Origin of the sequence: Pseudovibrio exalbescens (assembly GCF_028737195.1) — a bacterium.
Classification (GTDB): domain Bacteria; phylum Pseudomonadota; class Alphaproteobacteria; order Rhizobiales; family Stappiaceae; genus Pseudovibrio; species Pseudovibrio zosterae.
Genome location: NZ_JAQZAJ010000005.1, coordinates 386939 through 402167, shown reverse-complemented (window position 1 = coordinate 402167; position 15229 = coordinate 386939). Strand labels below are relative to the sequence as shown.

The window sequence follows — 15229 nt, the reverse complement described above, 5'->3', positions numbered from 1 at the left end:
CTGATCGGCGGCGCTGGCAGCGATACGCTGTACGGTGGAGACGGCGAAGATGTGTTTGTGTTCGCGGCCCTTGATGGGGGCATGGACACTGTCAAAGACTTCGATGTTTCCACATCAGAGTTCGACCTTGACGGCGATACCATGGATGTTTCTGGCCTGCTGGATGCGATCTATGGCGATGCCACCGCCAAAACGGCCGATATGGTTCGCGCCATAGAGGACGGCTCTGGAACGGGCACCAACTTCCAGGTCGATACAAACGGTTCTGGCAACTGGCAGACCATCGCCTACCTTGATGGCGTTCACGATACCGACGTGATCAACGTGGTTCTGGACGATACGCATCAGTCAGACACAGCGGTCATGGTTGGCTAAAAAACGCTGTAGCGAGTGAATAAGAAGCCTCGGCATTTCGTGCCGGGGCTTTTTTGTGCGCTCGGCAACGCGTTCAACTTGTTCGCGGGGCACAGGCGCGTTAAGGCATTTGCAACGGCAGTTTGGTGCGGAGGCAACTTTCCATGATGGCGACAGGCGGCATTGATCTTGGAGGCTCAAAGATTGAAGCAACCGCCTTCTCGGAAAACTGGCAGGTGCTTGCCTCCCGCCGGGTGGCAACACCAGCAGGTTCGTTTGAGGTATTGCTGGATGTGCTCGCGGAAGAAGTCCGATGGCTCCTCACACACGCCGCCCAAGACCAATTGCCCATCGGTATTGGTACGCCGGGTTTGAAGGCACGGGAGCGGGGTTTCAGCTTTGCGGCAAACCTTTCTGGCGGCACACGCAACCTCAAGCAGGAGCTGTCGGACCGGATCGGTTTTCCCATCTGGTTTGAAAATGACGCCAACTGTTTTGCCCTTTCAGAAGCAATGCTCGGCGCCGGGCGGAGGTATTCCTCTGTGTTTGGCCTGATCATTGGCACTGGTGTTGGCGGTGGCTATGTCTGCAATGGAACGCTGCCGCCAGACCGGAATGGCGCATGCGGTGAGTTGGGGCATCTCAGCATACCGGCCATTGAGGCGCAAAGGCTGGATCTTCCTTTGGTCACATGCGGCTGTGGCAAGACCGGTTGTTATGAGACATTGCTGCGCGGTCCCGGCCTGTCGCAGATTCATGAGCATTCTGGGGGAAGGCCCCTCAGTCCCAAGGAGTTGATTTCTCTGGAGGCAGCTGGGGATCAGCTGGCAAGGCGCTCGCTTGCGTTATGGGCAGAGCTGCTGGCCAGCCTGGTCGCAGATTTGCAAGTCACCTTTGACCCAGAGGTGGTCATCTTCGGCGGGGGGCTGTCAAACCTCCCGGATCTGACCAACCGCATAGCCAAGCCCCTTTCAAAAAAGCTGCTGCCGAAGACAGAAGCCCCCGCGCTCTGCTTGGCGGAGCACGGGGACAGCAGTGGCGCATGGGGCGCAGCACTTGCAGCGCGTAATGCTTGGGCGGGCTAGTCCAAGGTGCGTTTGAAACGCAATAGGGCCAGCACGGCAAATCCCAGCACAAACGCAAGGAGCGCGTAGCTCGACGCTGCCACGTCAGGCCATTCGGCCCCTTTCAACATCACCCCTCGGATCACCCGCAGGAAATGGGTGAGCGGAAAGATCTCTCCCAGCACCTGGGCCCAGTCCGGCATCCCGCGAAACGGGAACATGAAGCCGGAAAGCAGCAGAGAGGGCAGAAAGAAGAAGAACGTGATCTGCATGGCCTGCATCTGGGTCTTGGCAATGGTGGAAATGAAGTATCCCAGCAGAACCAGCGCAAACACAAAGATGATGGTCGTGGCAAACAGCAGGCCGACGCTGCCCACAAACGGTATGTCAAACACAAGCCGCCCCGCAACCAGCACCACAACCACCTGCACGGCACCAACGCCCAGATAGGGCAACACCTTGCCCAGCATGATTTCGGCGGGCGTCGCGGGCATGGCCAACAGGTTCTCCATGGTGCCGCGTTCATACTCACGCGTCAGCGCCATGGACGTCATCATCACCATCGTCAGCTGCAAGATCACACCCAGGAGCCCTGGAACCACATTGTATTGCGATATCGCCTCCGGGTTATAGCGCCGGTGCACCACCACCTCGAGCCCCCGCTGTTCTTCAGGGGCGGTCATGTTCACGCGGGAAAAGGCCTGACGCGCAATCTCCGGCAGGGCGGATATGGCAGCGCTGGACGCCGCAGGGTCGGTGGCATCTGCTTCCACGAGGATCTGAGGTTTTTCCTGCCGCTCCATGCGCACCGCAAGGTCAGAGGGAATGGTGACCACAAACGCCACCTCGCCGCGCACGAGCATCTGATCGGCCTTTGCAGCCGAGCTGTTGACCGTGGTAAAACGGTAGTAGTCCGATACCTCCAGCGCCTGCACAATGGCGCGGGTGTAAGGGTCATTGCCCGTTGCGACCAGCGCGGCGGGCAGGTCGCGTGGATCGTTGTTGATGGCATAGCCAAACAAGAGCAGCTGCATGATCGGGATGCCCAGCATCATGCCAAAGGTAATGCGGTCCCGGCGCATCTGGACGAATTCCTTGAGGAACAAGGCCCACAAGCGGGTGAGAGAAAACCAGCCGGTCATGACATGTTGTCCTTGCTGTCACTCATGAATTTGATGAAGACGTCCTCAAGGCTTGTTTCGCCGGGTTTCACGGTAATGCCCGACCGGCCCTCCAGCTTGCCAAGCGCCCGTTCAAGCGCCGGTCTTTCCGTGCCAACCACATGGAGAGACGCGCCAAACGGGGCCACCTGTTCCACCCCGTCTTCTGCCAGCAAGAGAGCGCTCACGCCCTCCAGCTTTTCGCCGTGCACCAGATAGGTGACCAGACCGGAGTTGGCGATCACACTTTCAATGGTGCCCTCGGCGATCATCTTGCCGTAGGAAATGTAGCTGATGCGGTGGCAGCGCTCGGCCTCATCCATGTAGTGGGTGGAAACAAGCACCGTCATGCCTTCAGCGGCCAGATGGTGGATCTCATCCCAGAAGTCGCGCCGAGCTTTGGGGTCCACGCCTGCTGTGGGTTCGTCAAGCAACAGCAGTTTGGGCCGGTGCATGGTGCAGGCGGCGAGGGCAAGGCGCTGCTTCCAGCCGCCCGAAAGCGAGCCTGCAAGTTGGTGTCGACGGGTCGTCAGGCCCAGTTGATCCAACGTCGAGCGCACTTGGTCCTTTGCTGCTTTGAGCCGGTAGAGCTTGGCGACGAAGTTCAGGTTCTCTTCAATGGTCAGATCCTCATAGAAGGAGAATTTTTGGGTCATGTACCCCACCTCCTTCTTGATGCTGAGCTGACTTTTCTCAAGGTCAAACCCCAGCACAGAGCCGCGACCGGCGTCTGGCCTCAGCAATCCGCACATCATGCGAATGCTTGTGGTCTTTCCGGAGCCGTTCGGCCCTAGAAAGCCGATGATTTCTCCGGTCTTCACCTCCATGGAGACGTTGTCGACCACCGTCTTGTCGCCGAAACGCTTGGTCAGGCCTGTAACATCAATGGCGTACATGGCATCAATCCAGCGTCACATCGACAATTTGGCCGGGTTTCAGCTGTTCCGAGCCAGATGTGGGGCGTGCCTCCACCAGGTAGACCAGCTTGTCTCGTGTATCGACAGAAAAAATCACCGGTGGGGTAAACTCAGGCTCTGCGGAGATGTAGGTCACAATCGCTTCAAGGCCGCTGGGGCACCCCGAGCAGGCAACTGATAGCTTGTCTCCCATGTCCACGGCGGAAAACGCAGCCTCCGGCACATAAAGGGTGAGTTTCGTAGCCCCATCTGGCAACACGGAAACGATTGGCGCACCGGGGCCCGCCATCTCGCCAACCCGGCGAATGACGTCGGAAACCTCGCCATCCTGCTGGGCGCGGATCACCCGTTTGTCGAGCAGCCATTGTGCCCGTTCCACACGCGTTTGTGCCTGCTCAAGCTTTTTTTCCGCCGCCTCAATCACAGAGGCCCGTGCAGGAAGCTGCGCCACAGCAAGGTTCGCCTCCAGTTCGGCCACGCGGGCGATGGCCATGTCATGGGCGGTGGACGCTTCGTCCAACTGCGCTTGCGAAGCGACAGCGCGGGCGTGCAACCCCTCCAGTCGTTTCATCACGCGTTTGGCTTCCTTTGCCTGTGCTTCCGCGGAGCGCAAAGTGGCTTCAATCACCGAAATCTCTTCCGGCCGCTTGCCAATCAGCAAGTCTTCCAACTCGGCTTTCGCTGTGGCCAGTGACGCCTCCGCCTCACTTAGCGCAATTTCGGCATCTTCTGTTTCGAGACGGGCGATCACCTGCTCGGCTCCAATCCGTTCTCCGCGTTTTACCGCCAGCTCCAGAATTTCTGCCTGCTCATTGGCGGCGATGTGGGTGTATTCACCCTCCACATAGCCAGGGATAACCACAGCATCCGCCCCGCATGAGCCTAGCAAACCCGCCAACACAGGGATCACGCAGAGATCAATCATCTTCAGCCTCCGACCTTGCAAGCGCCAGTGTCGCCCTCAGATTGAAAGTCACAGCGGTTGCCAGTTTCTTTGCCTCCACAGGGGTGAGGCTCTCCCAGTCCAAGCGCTGCAAGATCACATCCTGCGTCATGCGGAAGTAGAAGATCTGGCCAACGAAGGTAAAGACAGCAAGTCGAGTGCGTTCTTCCTCGGCCCCCCAGCCGGATGCCCTTGCAAACAGTTGGCAAATGGCCTTGTGCGCAGGCTCGATCAGGTTGCTGTAAACATGATCCACGACAGCGGAGGGGGAGGCCATTTCCATTATGAGAAAACGCACAAACAGCCGCGCCTTTGGGTCCAGCAGCACAAAGAAAACCATACGCTCCAGCTGCTGCAGCAGTTGCTTCTCTGCCTCCTCGGGCGTGCTTGTGGTCAATTCTTCCATGTAGCCATGCAGGTGCTGGATCAAAGCCTGTCGCATGACGGCAACAATGAACACGGAACAGGCATCTCGCAGGCCTTCCTTTCCCCCAAAGTGATAGGAAATGGCGGCAATGTTCGCCTCTGCCAAGCTGGCAATCTCGCGCGTAGACGTGGCGGCATAGCCGTTCTTGGTAAAGGCCTGCAAGGCGGCTTCAATCAACGCCACCTTGGTCCGGTCAGAGGCGGAGGTGGGGTTCAGCAACGCCTCTGCATTCCCAAGGTTTAGGTGTTGGGTTTGGGCGGGATCGGCAGCTGCGTTGCTGAGACGGTCGGTGTCCACGAGGGCACTCCTTTCAATCAATCGACTGATTAAAACAAACGTTTGAATTATTTGTAGAGGGATATTCGTCAAAACGCAATCGCATTTATCTAAGTAAGTTTACGGAAAAGGGGGCTTTCGTCAGGCCCCGCATTGGGGCAGTCTGAACACAGCAAACTGCGGCACAGGCTCAAGTCAGCCCTTCCGGTGCCTAACATCGAGCGTCCCGTCCAAGAAGGAACCGCCTGCAATGTTAAGACGGCTCTACAGTCCCGCTGCGTTTGATCCCAATTTGCCGGTTGGTACCTACTGGTCCGAAACCGTTGACGAAACTGGGGGGCGCTTCACACCGCCCGATGGCGCATTGGCGGTGGACTTCGCCGTGATTGGCGCAGGCTACACGGGCCTGAATGCAGCGCTGCGTCTGTCGCAAAAATTCTCCGCCTCTGTTGCGGTTTTGGATGCTGGTTGGCCCGGCTGGGGCGCGTCGGGGCGCAGTGGCGGGTTCTGCTGCATGGGCGGTGCGCGGCTCTCGGAAAGTCAGATTGAAAGAAACCACGGACTGGAAGAAGCGCAAAAGTTCGCGAAGACCCAAGTCGAGTCCGTCGCGTTTGTCCGCGAATTGACCGAATTGCACGATATGGAAGTGGAAGCGCACGGAAACGGGGAGTGGGCCTTGGCCCATTGCCCCGAGGCTCTTGACGATTTGCGCTTGGAGGCCAACGCCCTTGAGCGCTATGCCGGGCTTCAGCCTGCGTTTTATGGCCCACATGCGCTGGCGGAGATCGGCATGGCTGGCCCGCACTTTCATGGCGCGGCGCATATTCCAGTTGGTTTTGCTCTCAATCCCGCACGCTATGTGGAGGGGCTAACTCGCGCCGTGTTGTGTTCCGGGGTGCAGATATTCGGTCACTCCCCGGTCACAGGCCTGTCCAAGGAGGGCAACCGCTACCTCTTGCATCTGCCCAAAGGGGTAATCTCAGCGGAGAACCTGCTGATTGCGGTAAATGGCTATGGACAGGATGGACCCCATGACTGGTTCGCCGGTCGGCACTTGCCGGTCCTGTCCAATGTCATGGTCACGCGCGCTCTTTCCCCGCAGGAACAGGAGGCGCAAGGTTGGACGGCACATGAGATGGCGTACGATACCCGCAACCTGTTGCACTACTTTCGGCTTCTGCCCAACGGACGGTTCCTGTTTGGCATGCGTGGGGGCACCGATGCTGCGCCGGAAAAGCGCCAGCACATGTTCGAGCGCACGCGCCAGCACTTTGACCTCATGTTCCCTGCATGGGCCGATGTGGAGGCCACACACTTCTGGAGTGGTTTTGTCTGCATGAACCGCAGTCTGGCGCCCTACATTGGAGCCGTCGGGTCGCTGTCACGGGTTTGGACGGCGGCAGGCTACCACGGAAACGGCATTGCCATGGCCTCATGGGCGGGCAAGGCGCTTGCGGATTTTGCTGCAGGCTATCAGCAAGGCATCGACCGCATCCCCGCTGTGATGCGGCAAGTCCCAAAGCGCTTTCCGCTGTCCGCATTGCGCCTGCTGTACCTGAAAGCGGCCTACTGCCACTACCAATGGGTGGATGGCAAGCTCTAGAGCCGGTCCCGCAGGGCGTAGTACATCATGCCGAGCACCATCAACGGATAGCGCAGGTGACGCCCGCCGGGGAAAACCGGGCTCGGGATCTTCGCCATCACATCAAACCGCGCCAACTGGCCATCAATCGCCTCGGCCATCACCTTGCCGGCCATTGTCGCAATGCTGATGCCATGACCGGAAAAGCCGCCCGCACTCCACACGTTCGGTGCAAGGCGCATGAACAGGGGCAGGCGGTTGAGCGTAATGCCCAGTGTGCCGCCCCAGCCATAGTCAAGGCGCACATCCTTGAGCTGCGGAAACACGTCCAGCATGGGCTTTCGCACGAAGGCTTTTATGTCCTTGGGAAATGCAAAACGATAGTTTTCACCGCCGCCGAACAGCAGCCGATTATCGGCAGAAAATCGGTAGTAGTTGATCACGAAACGGCTGTCGGCCACTGCCACGCGCTTGGCAATCAGGCTCTGCACCATCTCTTGCGGCAACGGTTCGCTCGCCACGATGAAGTTATTGATGGGCATCAACCGGCGCGCCACTGGCTTGCTCAAGTTCTCGATGTACCCATTGCAGGCGTAAACCACGTGGTCTGCCCGGACCCGGCCTCCAGAAGAGCAATGCACAATGGCAGGGGTGGTCTGCTCCACCTTTCGCACCTGCGTTTGCTCATGAAAGCGCACACCCGCCGCCTTTGCCGCACGTGCCAAACCCAAAACCAGATTGAGCGGGTGAAGGTGTGCCGCGCCATGGTCCATGGTGCCGCTGAAGTAAGAGGGACTGTCGATCAGCGCGCGCGTGCGTTCCTCATCGTAGAACGCGATCTCATCATAGTGGTAGTCGCGGTGAAGCTTCTCCACCAGAGCCCTGCTGTGGTTTGAATAGCTGCGTTTGTGGTCGGCGTAAAAGATGCCCGGCGTCAAGTCACAGTCAATCTGATGCTGTGCAATCAGCTCTTTCACCAGCGCCTTGGCGTCCTCGCCAATCTGCCAAAGCGCCAACGCCCGTTCCGGCCCCACAAGGTCTTCCAGTTCATCCACGTCAACGCGCTGGCCGCTACCCAGCTGGCCCCCATTGCGCCCCGAGGCACCCCAGCCGATGCGGTGGGCATCCAGCACCACGACGTCATACCCGCGTGCGCGCAGGTGAAGGGCGGTCGAAAGACCCATGTAGCCCGCGCCCACAACACACACATCGCAGCGGATGTCGTCGGCAAGAGGTGGAAAGGCCTCCAGAAACTCTGCGCTGGCATGGTAGTAAGAGGCCGGGTAGGTGCCCGCCTCATCATTGGCGTAAAGAAAACTCCCGCTCAGTCCCATGGTTGTTGCCCGGTCCTCCCCTCCAGATCAGACAGAGTGTAGCGCGCTTGAAACAAAAGGCGCAGCAACATCATGCGCCTTTTGCCCTGCTTTTCCTATCCGCCGCGGGGCTGAGCCGGGCCGTCCGCCGCATGTGGGGCGTTGATCAGGCCGAAGGGCTCTCGGTTTCGTCCCCGCCAGTTCCTGACGTGCCAGCTCTGTCTTCGATGAACTTGACGATGATCTGGGCCAGCTGGTCATTATCGGTCTTCTCATCCAGCGTGGACAATGCCGCGTCGGCCAGCTCATCGGTCAGCACTTCGCCGCGGCGGTTTTCAACCAGCGCTTTCGTGAAGGCCCGGTCAAACTCCGGATGGCCTTGGAAACTCAACGCCCGGTCGCCGTAGGAGAGGGCGGCATAGGGGCAGAACTCTGATTTCGCCAGCACCTTTGCGCTCTCCGGAATTTCAACCACCTGGTCCTGATGGAATGTGTTTAGCGAGAACTCAGTGGCCTCCGGGAAGAGCGCCTTGCCGTCCTCAGTCACCTCGTAGGACTGCACGCCAAGGCCCCAGCCGCGCCGCGACTTCACAGCCGATCCGCCAAGTGCCTCGGCCAAGACCTGATGTCCAAAGCAAATGCCGACTAGAGGAATGCCCTCCTCATAGGCTTCCTCAAGGAACTCCTTCAGTTCCTCGATCCAGTCCAGTTCATCGTAAACGCCGTGTTTGGAGCCGGTCACCAGCCAGGCGTCGCATTCGTCCAGTGTAAACGGAAACTCACCTTCATTGACGCGATAGGCTCGAAAGTCCCACTCCGGGGCCTCAATACACAACATGTCTGCAAACAGCTGAGGGTAGGAGCCGTATTCTTCTTCCAGCGCTTCAGGCGGGCGGCCGGTTTCCAGAATGCCCAGTGTAAAAGTCGTGCTCAATTGGAGTGCTCCTGATCCCGAAATGCTGCGAGGATTTTACTCAATGGTCTGTAGATGGGGCGTCATTGCATTGTCTGTCAACCGCTTGGCCGCATTCAGTTAAATGCATTCATTAAGTCCATCCTGTGAAACACTTTTGCAAACCCACCCCTCAGAACAATAGGGGCTTCCTAGCAAGGCCAAACGGTGGCAATATCAAGACGGTCTTGATTTGGGGACTGGAATGATCATTGGAATAGTCGTTGCACTAACTGCAATAGCAGCACTTCTGATCTATACAATTCGCGGTTTGCACAACCTGCGTAAACCCACGAATGGTATGCCGATTACTTTGGCAGCGCGCCCCAATACCGCTCTGGTACTTGTGGATTTGCAGGAAGATTTTCTGCGGGCCGTGTCAGAGGACCGGCCGTTCTCCGAGGAAATCAACCGCGCATCCGCTGAAATAAGGAGGTTGACGTCCTACGCCCGTGCGCAGGGTTGGCCCGTGATCATCATTCGTCACATCTACAAGGGCTGGTACACCAACAAGGTCGTGCACATGGTGGACGATGGGCGCGGCGCAGCAGATTCCGACGGTCTGGGGTTGGACCCGCGCTTCAATGTGCAGGGCGATGCCGAGTTCATCAAACATCGCAGCGACGCGTTTTCCTCCCATGCCTTCAACGACTATCTGGAGGACCGGAAGATTGGCACGCTTGTTCTTGCTGGGCTGGATGGGAATCTTTGCGTTAAAAACACCGCACAAGGCGGCCTCAATCGCGGCTATCGCATTCTCTTCAGTGAAGATGCGGTCATCTCTCGCGACACCAACAAGTGGTGGGAGACCCGCCGCACCTATGGGGAGAAAGGGGTCAAGCCCTTCAAGCTTCCGGTGCCAGAGCCTGCCTGAGCGTGGGCGCAGTCCTTCTTAAATGGAATACTTATGTATGCCGTTTGTCCTTGCCCCAAGGCTGCTGAACTGGCAATACGGTCAGGTCCAAAGTTCAATCCCCTTGAACACCCCACATCGCACGCCTCGTAAGTGACTTGGCCTTTCGACCAGCCCAGACGTCCCTGTGCCGTGTTCTCTCATAAAGAGACCGTCCATCCATACGGTCCCATGAGATGCCCATGACCCATACCGATAGCGCAGCCGGTTCTTCCGCGCGTTTTGCAGAGTTGTTCACGCCTAAGCTCCTCACCGTGTTGAGGGAGGGCTACGGCCTGAGCCATTTCAAGAGCGATCTGATCGCCGGGCTCACTGTCGCCGTTGTGGCGCTTCCCTTGTCAATGGCAATTGCCATTGCCGCTGGCGCAACGCCGGCACAAGGGCTTTATACGGCAATTTTCGGCGGGCTTTTCGTATCCGCGCTGGGCGGCAGTCGGTTTCAGATTGGTGGGCCGGCGGGGGCGTTTATTGTGCTCATGGCCACCACCGTTGCCACCCATGGCATGGATGGGCTCTTGTTGGCCACCATGATGGCGGGTGTCCTGCTGCTTCTCATTGGCCTGCTTCGCCTTGGTACCTACATCAAGTTCATCCCCTATCCGGTAACGGTGGGCTTCACTGCGGGCATTGCCATCATCATCTTCGCAAGTCAGCTCAAAGAGCTGCTTGGACTAACGCTTTCTGGCCCCGAGCCCGGCCCCCTTCTTGAAAAGCTGCCGGTTCTCGCGGCGGCCTTCTCCTCTTGGAATGCGGGCGCCGCCGCCATTTCGGTGGCAACAATCCTCCTCATTGTCGGGCTCAAGAGGTTCCGCCCCGCATGGCCGGGCATGTTGCTCGCGGTATCCCTTGCAGCGCTGGCCACCGCTGTCTTCGACTTGCCGGTGGACACGATCGGCTCCCGTTTCGGCGGCATTCCCGCACAGATCTCTATGCCCCATCTGCCCGCGCTCTCATGGGAGAAAGCGGTGGCCGTCCTGCCCAGTGCAATCGCCTTTGCGTTGCTTGGGGCCATTGAGTCACTCTTGTCCGCCGTGGTGGCCGATGGCATGACCGGGCGTCGTCACCGGTCCAATTGCGAGCTGGCAGCGCAAGGCATCGCCAACATCATCTCACCGCTGTTCGGCGGCATTTGCGTCACGGGCACCATTGCCCGCACCGCCACCAACATCCGGGCTGGGGCTCATGGGCCTGTAGCTGGCATCGTTCACGCTGTGTGTTTGTTGTTGTTCATCGTGATTGCCGCGCCGGTGGCCTATTTCATTCCGCTTGCCGCTCTTGCTGGGGTTCTGGCCGTGGTGGCATGGAACATGATTGAAAAGTCCGCCATTGTCAGCCTGCTGCGTGCGTCCAGAGGAGATGCGCTGGTTCTGGGCTCGGTCTTCCTGCTCACCATTTTTCGCGATCTCACCGAGGCCATTGTGGTTGGGGTGGCGCTGGGGTCCGTGCTGTTCATCTCCCGGATGGCCCGCGCCACATCGGTCGAGATGTGCCCTTCCTTCGCGCAGGACGATCTGCCCGACAGCGTGGAGGCGCGCAGTGCCTATAACGGCCTAAACGTGGCCAGTTCCGATATCGTCGTCTACCGCATCACCGGGGCGTTCTTCTTCGGGGCCGCGTCAGCCGTCGGTGCGGCGCTGGATGCCATTGCCGATGACCGCAAGGCCTTGATACTGGACTTTACCGGTGTGCCCTTCATCGATTCAACTGCCGCGAAGACGCTGGAAGGCACCGCGGAGAAACACAACCGCCACGGCATCAAGGTCATTGTGGCAGGCGCCTCGCGGGATGTGATGCAGGCCCTGTTTGCGCAGGGGCTCAAGCCCCCTGTGGTCTCCTTTGAACGCTCGGTCGAAACCGCGCTTGCCAAGTGCAAAGGGTAGGGCGGGCATGAAGAAAAGCCGCTGCGGGGGTGTGCAGCGGCCTTCCTTGATCTGCGGCTCTGGGAGGTGTTACCGCAGCCGTTCTTCGTCCGGCGTAAACAGGAAAGCCTTGTTCGCTGGTATGCCAAGCGTCACGCTCTTGACCTTGTTGGAAAGGCGATTGTCGCGTAGCTCTGCGGTCACCTGCGTTCCGCCAGCCAGATTGGCGTAAACGAAGGTGGATTCGCCTAGGTTTTCAACGAAGGCAACCGGCAGGTCCGTAGAGAACTCTCCTGCATCCGCGCCATTCAGGAAGTGCTCGGGGCGAATGCCAAGGGTGAGTTCGGAGCCCTGCGCCACAGCGGTTTTGATCCCCGGTATCTCAAGGGTCTGATCCCCAAAGCCTTCCACGGTCACCTTCAGGCCGGTCGCCGTGTTGCCTTCAGAGCGGGCTTTCAGGAAGTTCATTTTTGGCGAGCCGATGAAGCCAGCCACAAACTGGTTGGCCGGATCGTCATAGAGGTCAAGCGGCGCTCCGAACTGGCGCACATGGCCGCCTTCCAGCACCACAATCTTGTCCGCCAACGTCATGGCCTCCACCTGATCGTGGGTCACGTAGATCATGGTGGCATCCATCTGACTGTGCAGGCGGGCAATCTCGATGCGCATCTGCACCCGCAGTTCCGCATCAAGGTTGGAAAGCGGCTCGTCGAACAAGAACACCTTCGGGTTGCGCACAATGGCGCGTCCAATGGCAACGCGCTGGCGCTGACCACCCGAAAGCTGCTTGGGGAAGCGTTCGAGGAGCGGTTCGAGCTGCAGAATACGGGCCGCTTCATCCACGCGCCGTTTGATCTCCGCCTTGTCCCGCCCGGCCATTTTCAGGCCAAAACCCATGTTGTCAGCAACGGTCATGTGGGGGTAGAGCGCGTAGGATTGAAACACCATGGCCACGCCGCGCAGCGACGCATCCACGTTGGTCACATCAACGCCATCAATCTCGATGGTGCCGCTGTTGGAAAGCTCAAGGCCCGCAATGGTCCGCAGCAAGGTGGACTTGCCACAACCGGAGGGCCCAACGAACACAACAAACTCTCCCTGTTTGATGTCCAGATTGATGCCATGCAGAATTTCAAGCTTGTCATAGCTTTTGCGCAGGTCGGTCAAACGCACCGTGGTCATAAGGTGTCTCCCAAAACGTCAGAAATTCGAAGCGCTCATGGTTGGCGCAAATTTACAAATTCATTGAAATCTCAGCACTGTGGGCAATCTGGCGTGCTGTCTCCTGCAGCGGTGCCAGATAGGTCGCCACCATCTGGTCCAGATTGGTAATCCCGGTGGTGCTGGTAATGGACATGGCGCCAATGGGTTCGCCGCGCCGTCCGAGTATGGGCACGGCAATGCAGATGATGGTCGGCTCATGCTCCTCATCGTCAAAGGCGTAGCCCCGCTGGCGAATGACGGACAGGTTGTCCCTCAGCATTTGCGGAGTCACCAGTGTTTTCGCCGTATGCTTTTGAAAAGACTGCGCCGCAATCGCGTGGTCCAACTGTGCGTCGGGCAGGAAGGCCAGCATCGCCTTGCCAACGCCGGTGCAGTAAGCCGGGCCGATCTTGCCGGGGCTGGAATACATCTGCACGGAGCGGGCAGGCAGGCGCTTGTCCACGTAAAGCACCTGGTAATTGTCGAGCACAGCCAGGTGAATGGTTTCGCTCACCTTGGCGCTCAGAATGTCGAGGGCGTCACTGGCAGCGCCCGCCAAGCTGGTGTTTGCCCACGCAGAGTGCGCAAGGCGCATCAGTCGAAAGCCCACGCGATAGGTGTGCTGCTCCGAATCGTACGAGAGCATGCCCTCGTTGGTCAGTTGCCGAAGCATTCTGTGCAAGGTGGCGCGCGATAGCGGAACGCTGCTCAAAAGCTCGACGAAACGGGGTGGGTGGTCCGCCGCAGCGACCGCGTCCAGCACCGCCAGCGCTTTCGAGATCGGGCTGGAAAGATCAACTTCCTGAGGGACTTGCGTGTCTGGTTCTATATTTTTCATGGTCATTGGCTTTCCACTCCCAAATGGAAAACCCTCCTCCCGTGTAGCAAAGGCTAGTCTTCACCTGTTGGTTGACAATTATGCATTTCTGGCTTTTAATTTCAATTGATAAAACGCAGTTCCATTGAATGAAACAGTTTTATCCTTATCACTCAAGGGAGGTTGTGCAGTGATTAGTAGTTTTAAATCCGCGCTTATTGGTGCAGTGGCAGGCGTTGCTTTTGCTTCATCCGCTCTGGCGGGCGAGCTGGTCATCAATCTTGATCAGGGCGATCCGGCACCAAAAAAAGCTTTTGAAGAAATGATTGCAGGCTTCAAGGCCGAAAATCCTGATGTTGAAGTCATCGTCAACTTCATGGACAAGGAAGGCTACAAGACTTCCATCCGAAACTTCCTGACCGCAGATGCACCGGATCTGGCAACCTGGTATGCCGGTAACCGTATGGCACCGTTCGTGGAGGCGGGCCTGTTTGAAGATGTGACCGATGTTTGGGAAGAGCACGGTCTCAATGAAACGCTTAGCTCCGCAGCGGCCTCCATGACCATCGATGGCAAGAAGTGGGGCGTGCCTTTCACCTACTATCAGTGGGGCATTTACTACCGCAAAGACATCTTCGCCGATCTGGGAATTGAAACGCCCGAAACCTGGGAAGAGCTTCTGGCTGCCTCTGCCAAGCTGAAGGAAAACGGCATTACGCCATTCACCATTGGCACCAAGGCCCTTTGGCCAACCGGTGGCTGGTTCGACTACATGAACCTGCGCGTCAACGGTTACGAGTTCCACATGGACCTCACATCCGGCAAGGTGCCTTACACCGATGAGCGCGTGCGCGCCACATTCGACAAGTGGGCAGAGCTGGTAGAGCCCGGTTACTTCATCGAGAACCACGCAGCGTTGGACTGGCAGGATGCGGTTCCGCCGCTCGTGCAGGGCAAGGCCGCCATGTATCTGATGGGCAACTTTGCGGTAGACGTGTTCAAGAGCGGTGGTTTGTCAGAAGACCAGATCGGCTACATGCAGTTCCCGGTCATCGACCCGTCCATCCCAATGGCTGAAGAAGCCCCAACGGACACCATCCACATTCCATCCGGCGCAAAGAACAAGGAAGACGCCCGTAAATTCCTTGCCTACATGGCCCGCGCAGACGTTCAGACCAAGTTGAACGAAACCCTCGGCCAGCTGCCAGTCAACTCAAAGGCAACCCGCCCGGCAGACCCGATCCTTGCTCAGGGCTTCAACGTTTTGTCTGAAGCTTACGCACTGGCGCAGTTCTACGACCGCGATGTGCCTGCGCAAATGGCGAAGGCTGGCATGGAAGGCTTCCAGGAGTTCATGGTCAAGCCAGAACGCGTTGATCGCATCCTCAAGCGCCTCGATAAGGTGCGTGAGCGCGTCTACGACTAACATGCTCTGAGTGATGGCCCGGA

At 58.3% G+C, this 15229-nt stretch carries 13 protein-coding genes and 1 pseudogene; 6 read left to right on the top strand and 8 right to left on the bottom strand.

The genetic code is table 11. The features are described 5' to 3' along the window. Together PUV47_RS15970 and PUV47_RS15965 are read left to right on the top strand one after the other, a co-directional pair. A pseudogene (locus PUV47_RS15970) lies at window positions 1–375 on the top strand (hypothetical protein); the annotation flags it as partial. Between the two features lie 143 nt (window positions 376–518). Then, complete coding sequence (locus PUV47_RS15965) at window positions 519–1439, top strand: ROK family protein (RefSeq protein WP_274219577.1); 921 nt, start codon at window positions 519–521, stop codon at window positions 1437–1439. On the opposite strand, the gene PUV47_RS15960 is transcribed toward PUV47_RS15965, so the two are convergent. From PUV47_RS15960 to PUV47_RS15945, 4 genes are read right to left on the bottom strand one after another with little or no spacing between them, the layout of a single operon-like run. Beyond that, a complete protein-coding gene (locus tag PUV47_RS15960) occupies window positions 1436–2560 on the bottom strand; it encodes an ABC transporter permease (RefSeq protein WP_274219576.1) in 1125 nt (374 codons plus the stop codon). The genes PUV47_RS15965 and PUV47_RS15960 overlap by 4 nt on opposite strands. Further along, window positions 2557–3474: an ABC transporter ATP-binding protein gene (locus tag PUV47_RS15955; protein ID WP_274219575.1), complete on the bottom strand. Its 918-nt coding sequence runs from the start codon at window positions 3472–3474 to the stop codon at window positions 2557–2559. The genes PUV47_RS15960 and PUV47_RS15955 overlap by 4 nt, the downstream gene beginning before the upstream one ends. 4 nt (window positions 3475–3478) lie before the next feature. After that, complete coding sequence (locus tag PUV47_RS15950) at window positions 3479–4420, bottom strand: HlyD family secretion protein (RefSeq protein ID WP_274219574.1); 942 nt, start codon at window positions 4418–4420, stop codon at window positions 3479–3481. After that, window positions 4413–5162: a CerR family C-terminal domain-containing protein gene (locus PUV47_RS15945; RefSeq protein ID WP_274219573.1), complete on the bottom strand. Its 750-nt coding sequence runs from the start codon at window positions 5160–5162 to the stop codon at window positions 4413–4415. Before PUV47_RS15945 ends, PUV47_RS15950 begins: the two co-directional genes overlap by 8 nt. A 229-nt stretch (window positions 5163–5391) precedes the next feature. On the opposite strand from PUV47_RS15945, the gene PUV47_RS15940 reads away from it, so the two are divergent. Then, window positions 5392–6744 (top strand): NAD(P)/FAD-dependent oxidoreductase, encoded by a 1353-nt coding sequence (locus PUV47_RS15940; protein ID WP_274219572.1) that lies wholly within the window; start codon window positions 5392–5394, stop codon window positions 6742–6744. Here PUV47_RS15940 and PUV47_RS15935 read toward each other — a convergent pair. Together PUV47_RS15935 and PUV47_RS15930 are read right to left on the bottom strand one after the other, a co-directional pair. Further along, the gene (locus PUV47_RS15935) at window positions 6741–8057 is read right to left on the bottom strand and encodes an NAD(P)/FAD-dependent oxidoreductase (RefSeq protein WP_274219571.1); all 1317 of its coding nucleotides are present in this window, start codon (window positions 8055–8057) and stop codon (window positions 6741–6743) included. The two genes, PUV47_RS15940 and PUV47_RS15935, sit on opposite strands and share 4 nt — an antisense overlap. A 145-nt stretch (window positions 8058–8202) precedes the next feature. Beyond that, window positions 8203–8970, bottom strand: coding sequence for a type 1 glutamine amidotransferase (locus PUV47_RS15930; RefSeq protein WP_274219570.1), 768 nt, complete (start codon window positions 8968–8970; stop codon window positions 8203–8205). A 223-nt stretch (window positions 8971–9193) separates the two neighbouring features. Between PUV47_RS15930 and PUV47_RS15925 the strand changes: the two genes are divergently transcribed. Beyond that, the gene (locus tag PUV47_RS15925) at window positions 9194–9862 is read left to right on the top strand and encodes an isochorismatase family cysteine hydrolase (RefSeq protein WP_274219569.1); all 669 of its coding nucleotides are present in this window, start codon (window positions 9194–9196) and stop codon (window positions 9860–9862) included. 221 nt (window positions 9863–10083) lie between these two features. After that, on the top strand, window positions 10084–11781 hold the full coding sequence (locus PUV47_RS15920; RefSeq protein WP_274219568.1) for a SulP family inorganic anion transporter: 1698 nt from the start codon (window positions 10084–10086) through the stop codon (window positions 11779–11781). Window positions 11782–11850: 69 nt separating this feature from the next. On the opposite strand, the gene PUV47_RS15915 is transcribed toward PUV47_RS15920, so the two are convergent. Continuing rightward, window positions 11851–12942, bottom strand: a complete 1092-nt coding sequence (locus PUV47_RS15915) for an ABC transporter ATP-binding protein (protein WP_274219567.1) — start codon at window positions 12940–12942, stop codon at window positions 11851–11853. A 52-nt stretch (window positions 12943–12994) separates the two neighbouring features. Continuing rightward, window positions 12995–13807, bottom strand: coding sequence for an IclR family transcriptional regulator (locus tag PUV47_RS15910; protein WP_274219566.1), 813 nt, complete (start codon window positions 13805–13807; stop codon window positions 12995–12997). A 166-nt stretch (window positions 13808–13973) separates the two neighbouring features. Here PUV47_RS15910 and PUV47_RS15905 point away from each other — a divergent pair, with 166 nt between their 5' ends. Next, window positions 13974–15206: an ABC transporter substrate-binding protein gene (locus PUV47_RS15905; protein WP_274219589.1), complete on the top strand. Its 1233-nt coding sequence runs from the start codon at window positions 13974–13976 to the stop codon at window positions 15204–15206. Window positions 15207–15229 lie beyond the last annotated feature (23 nt).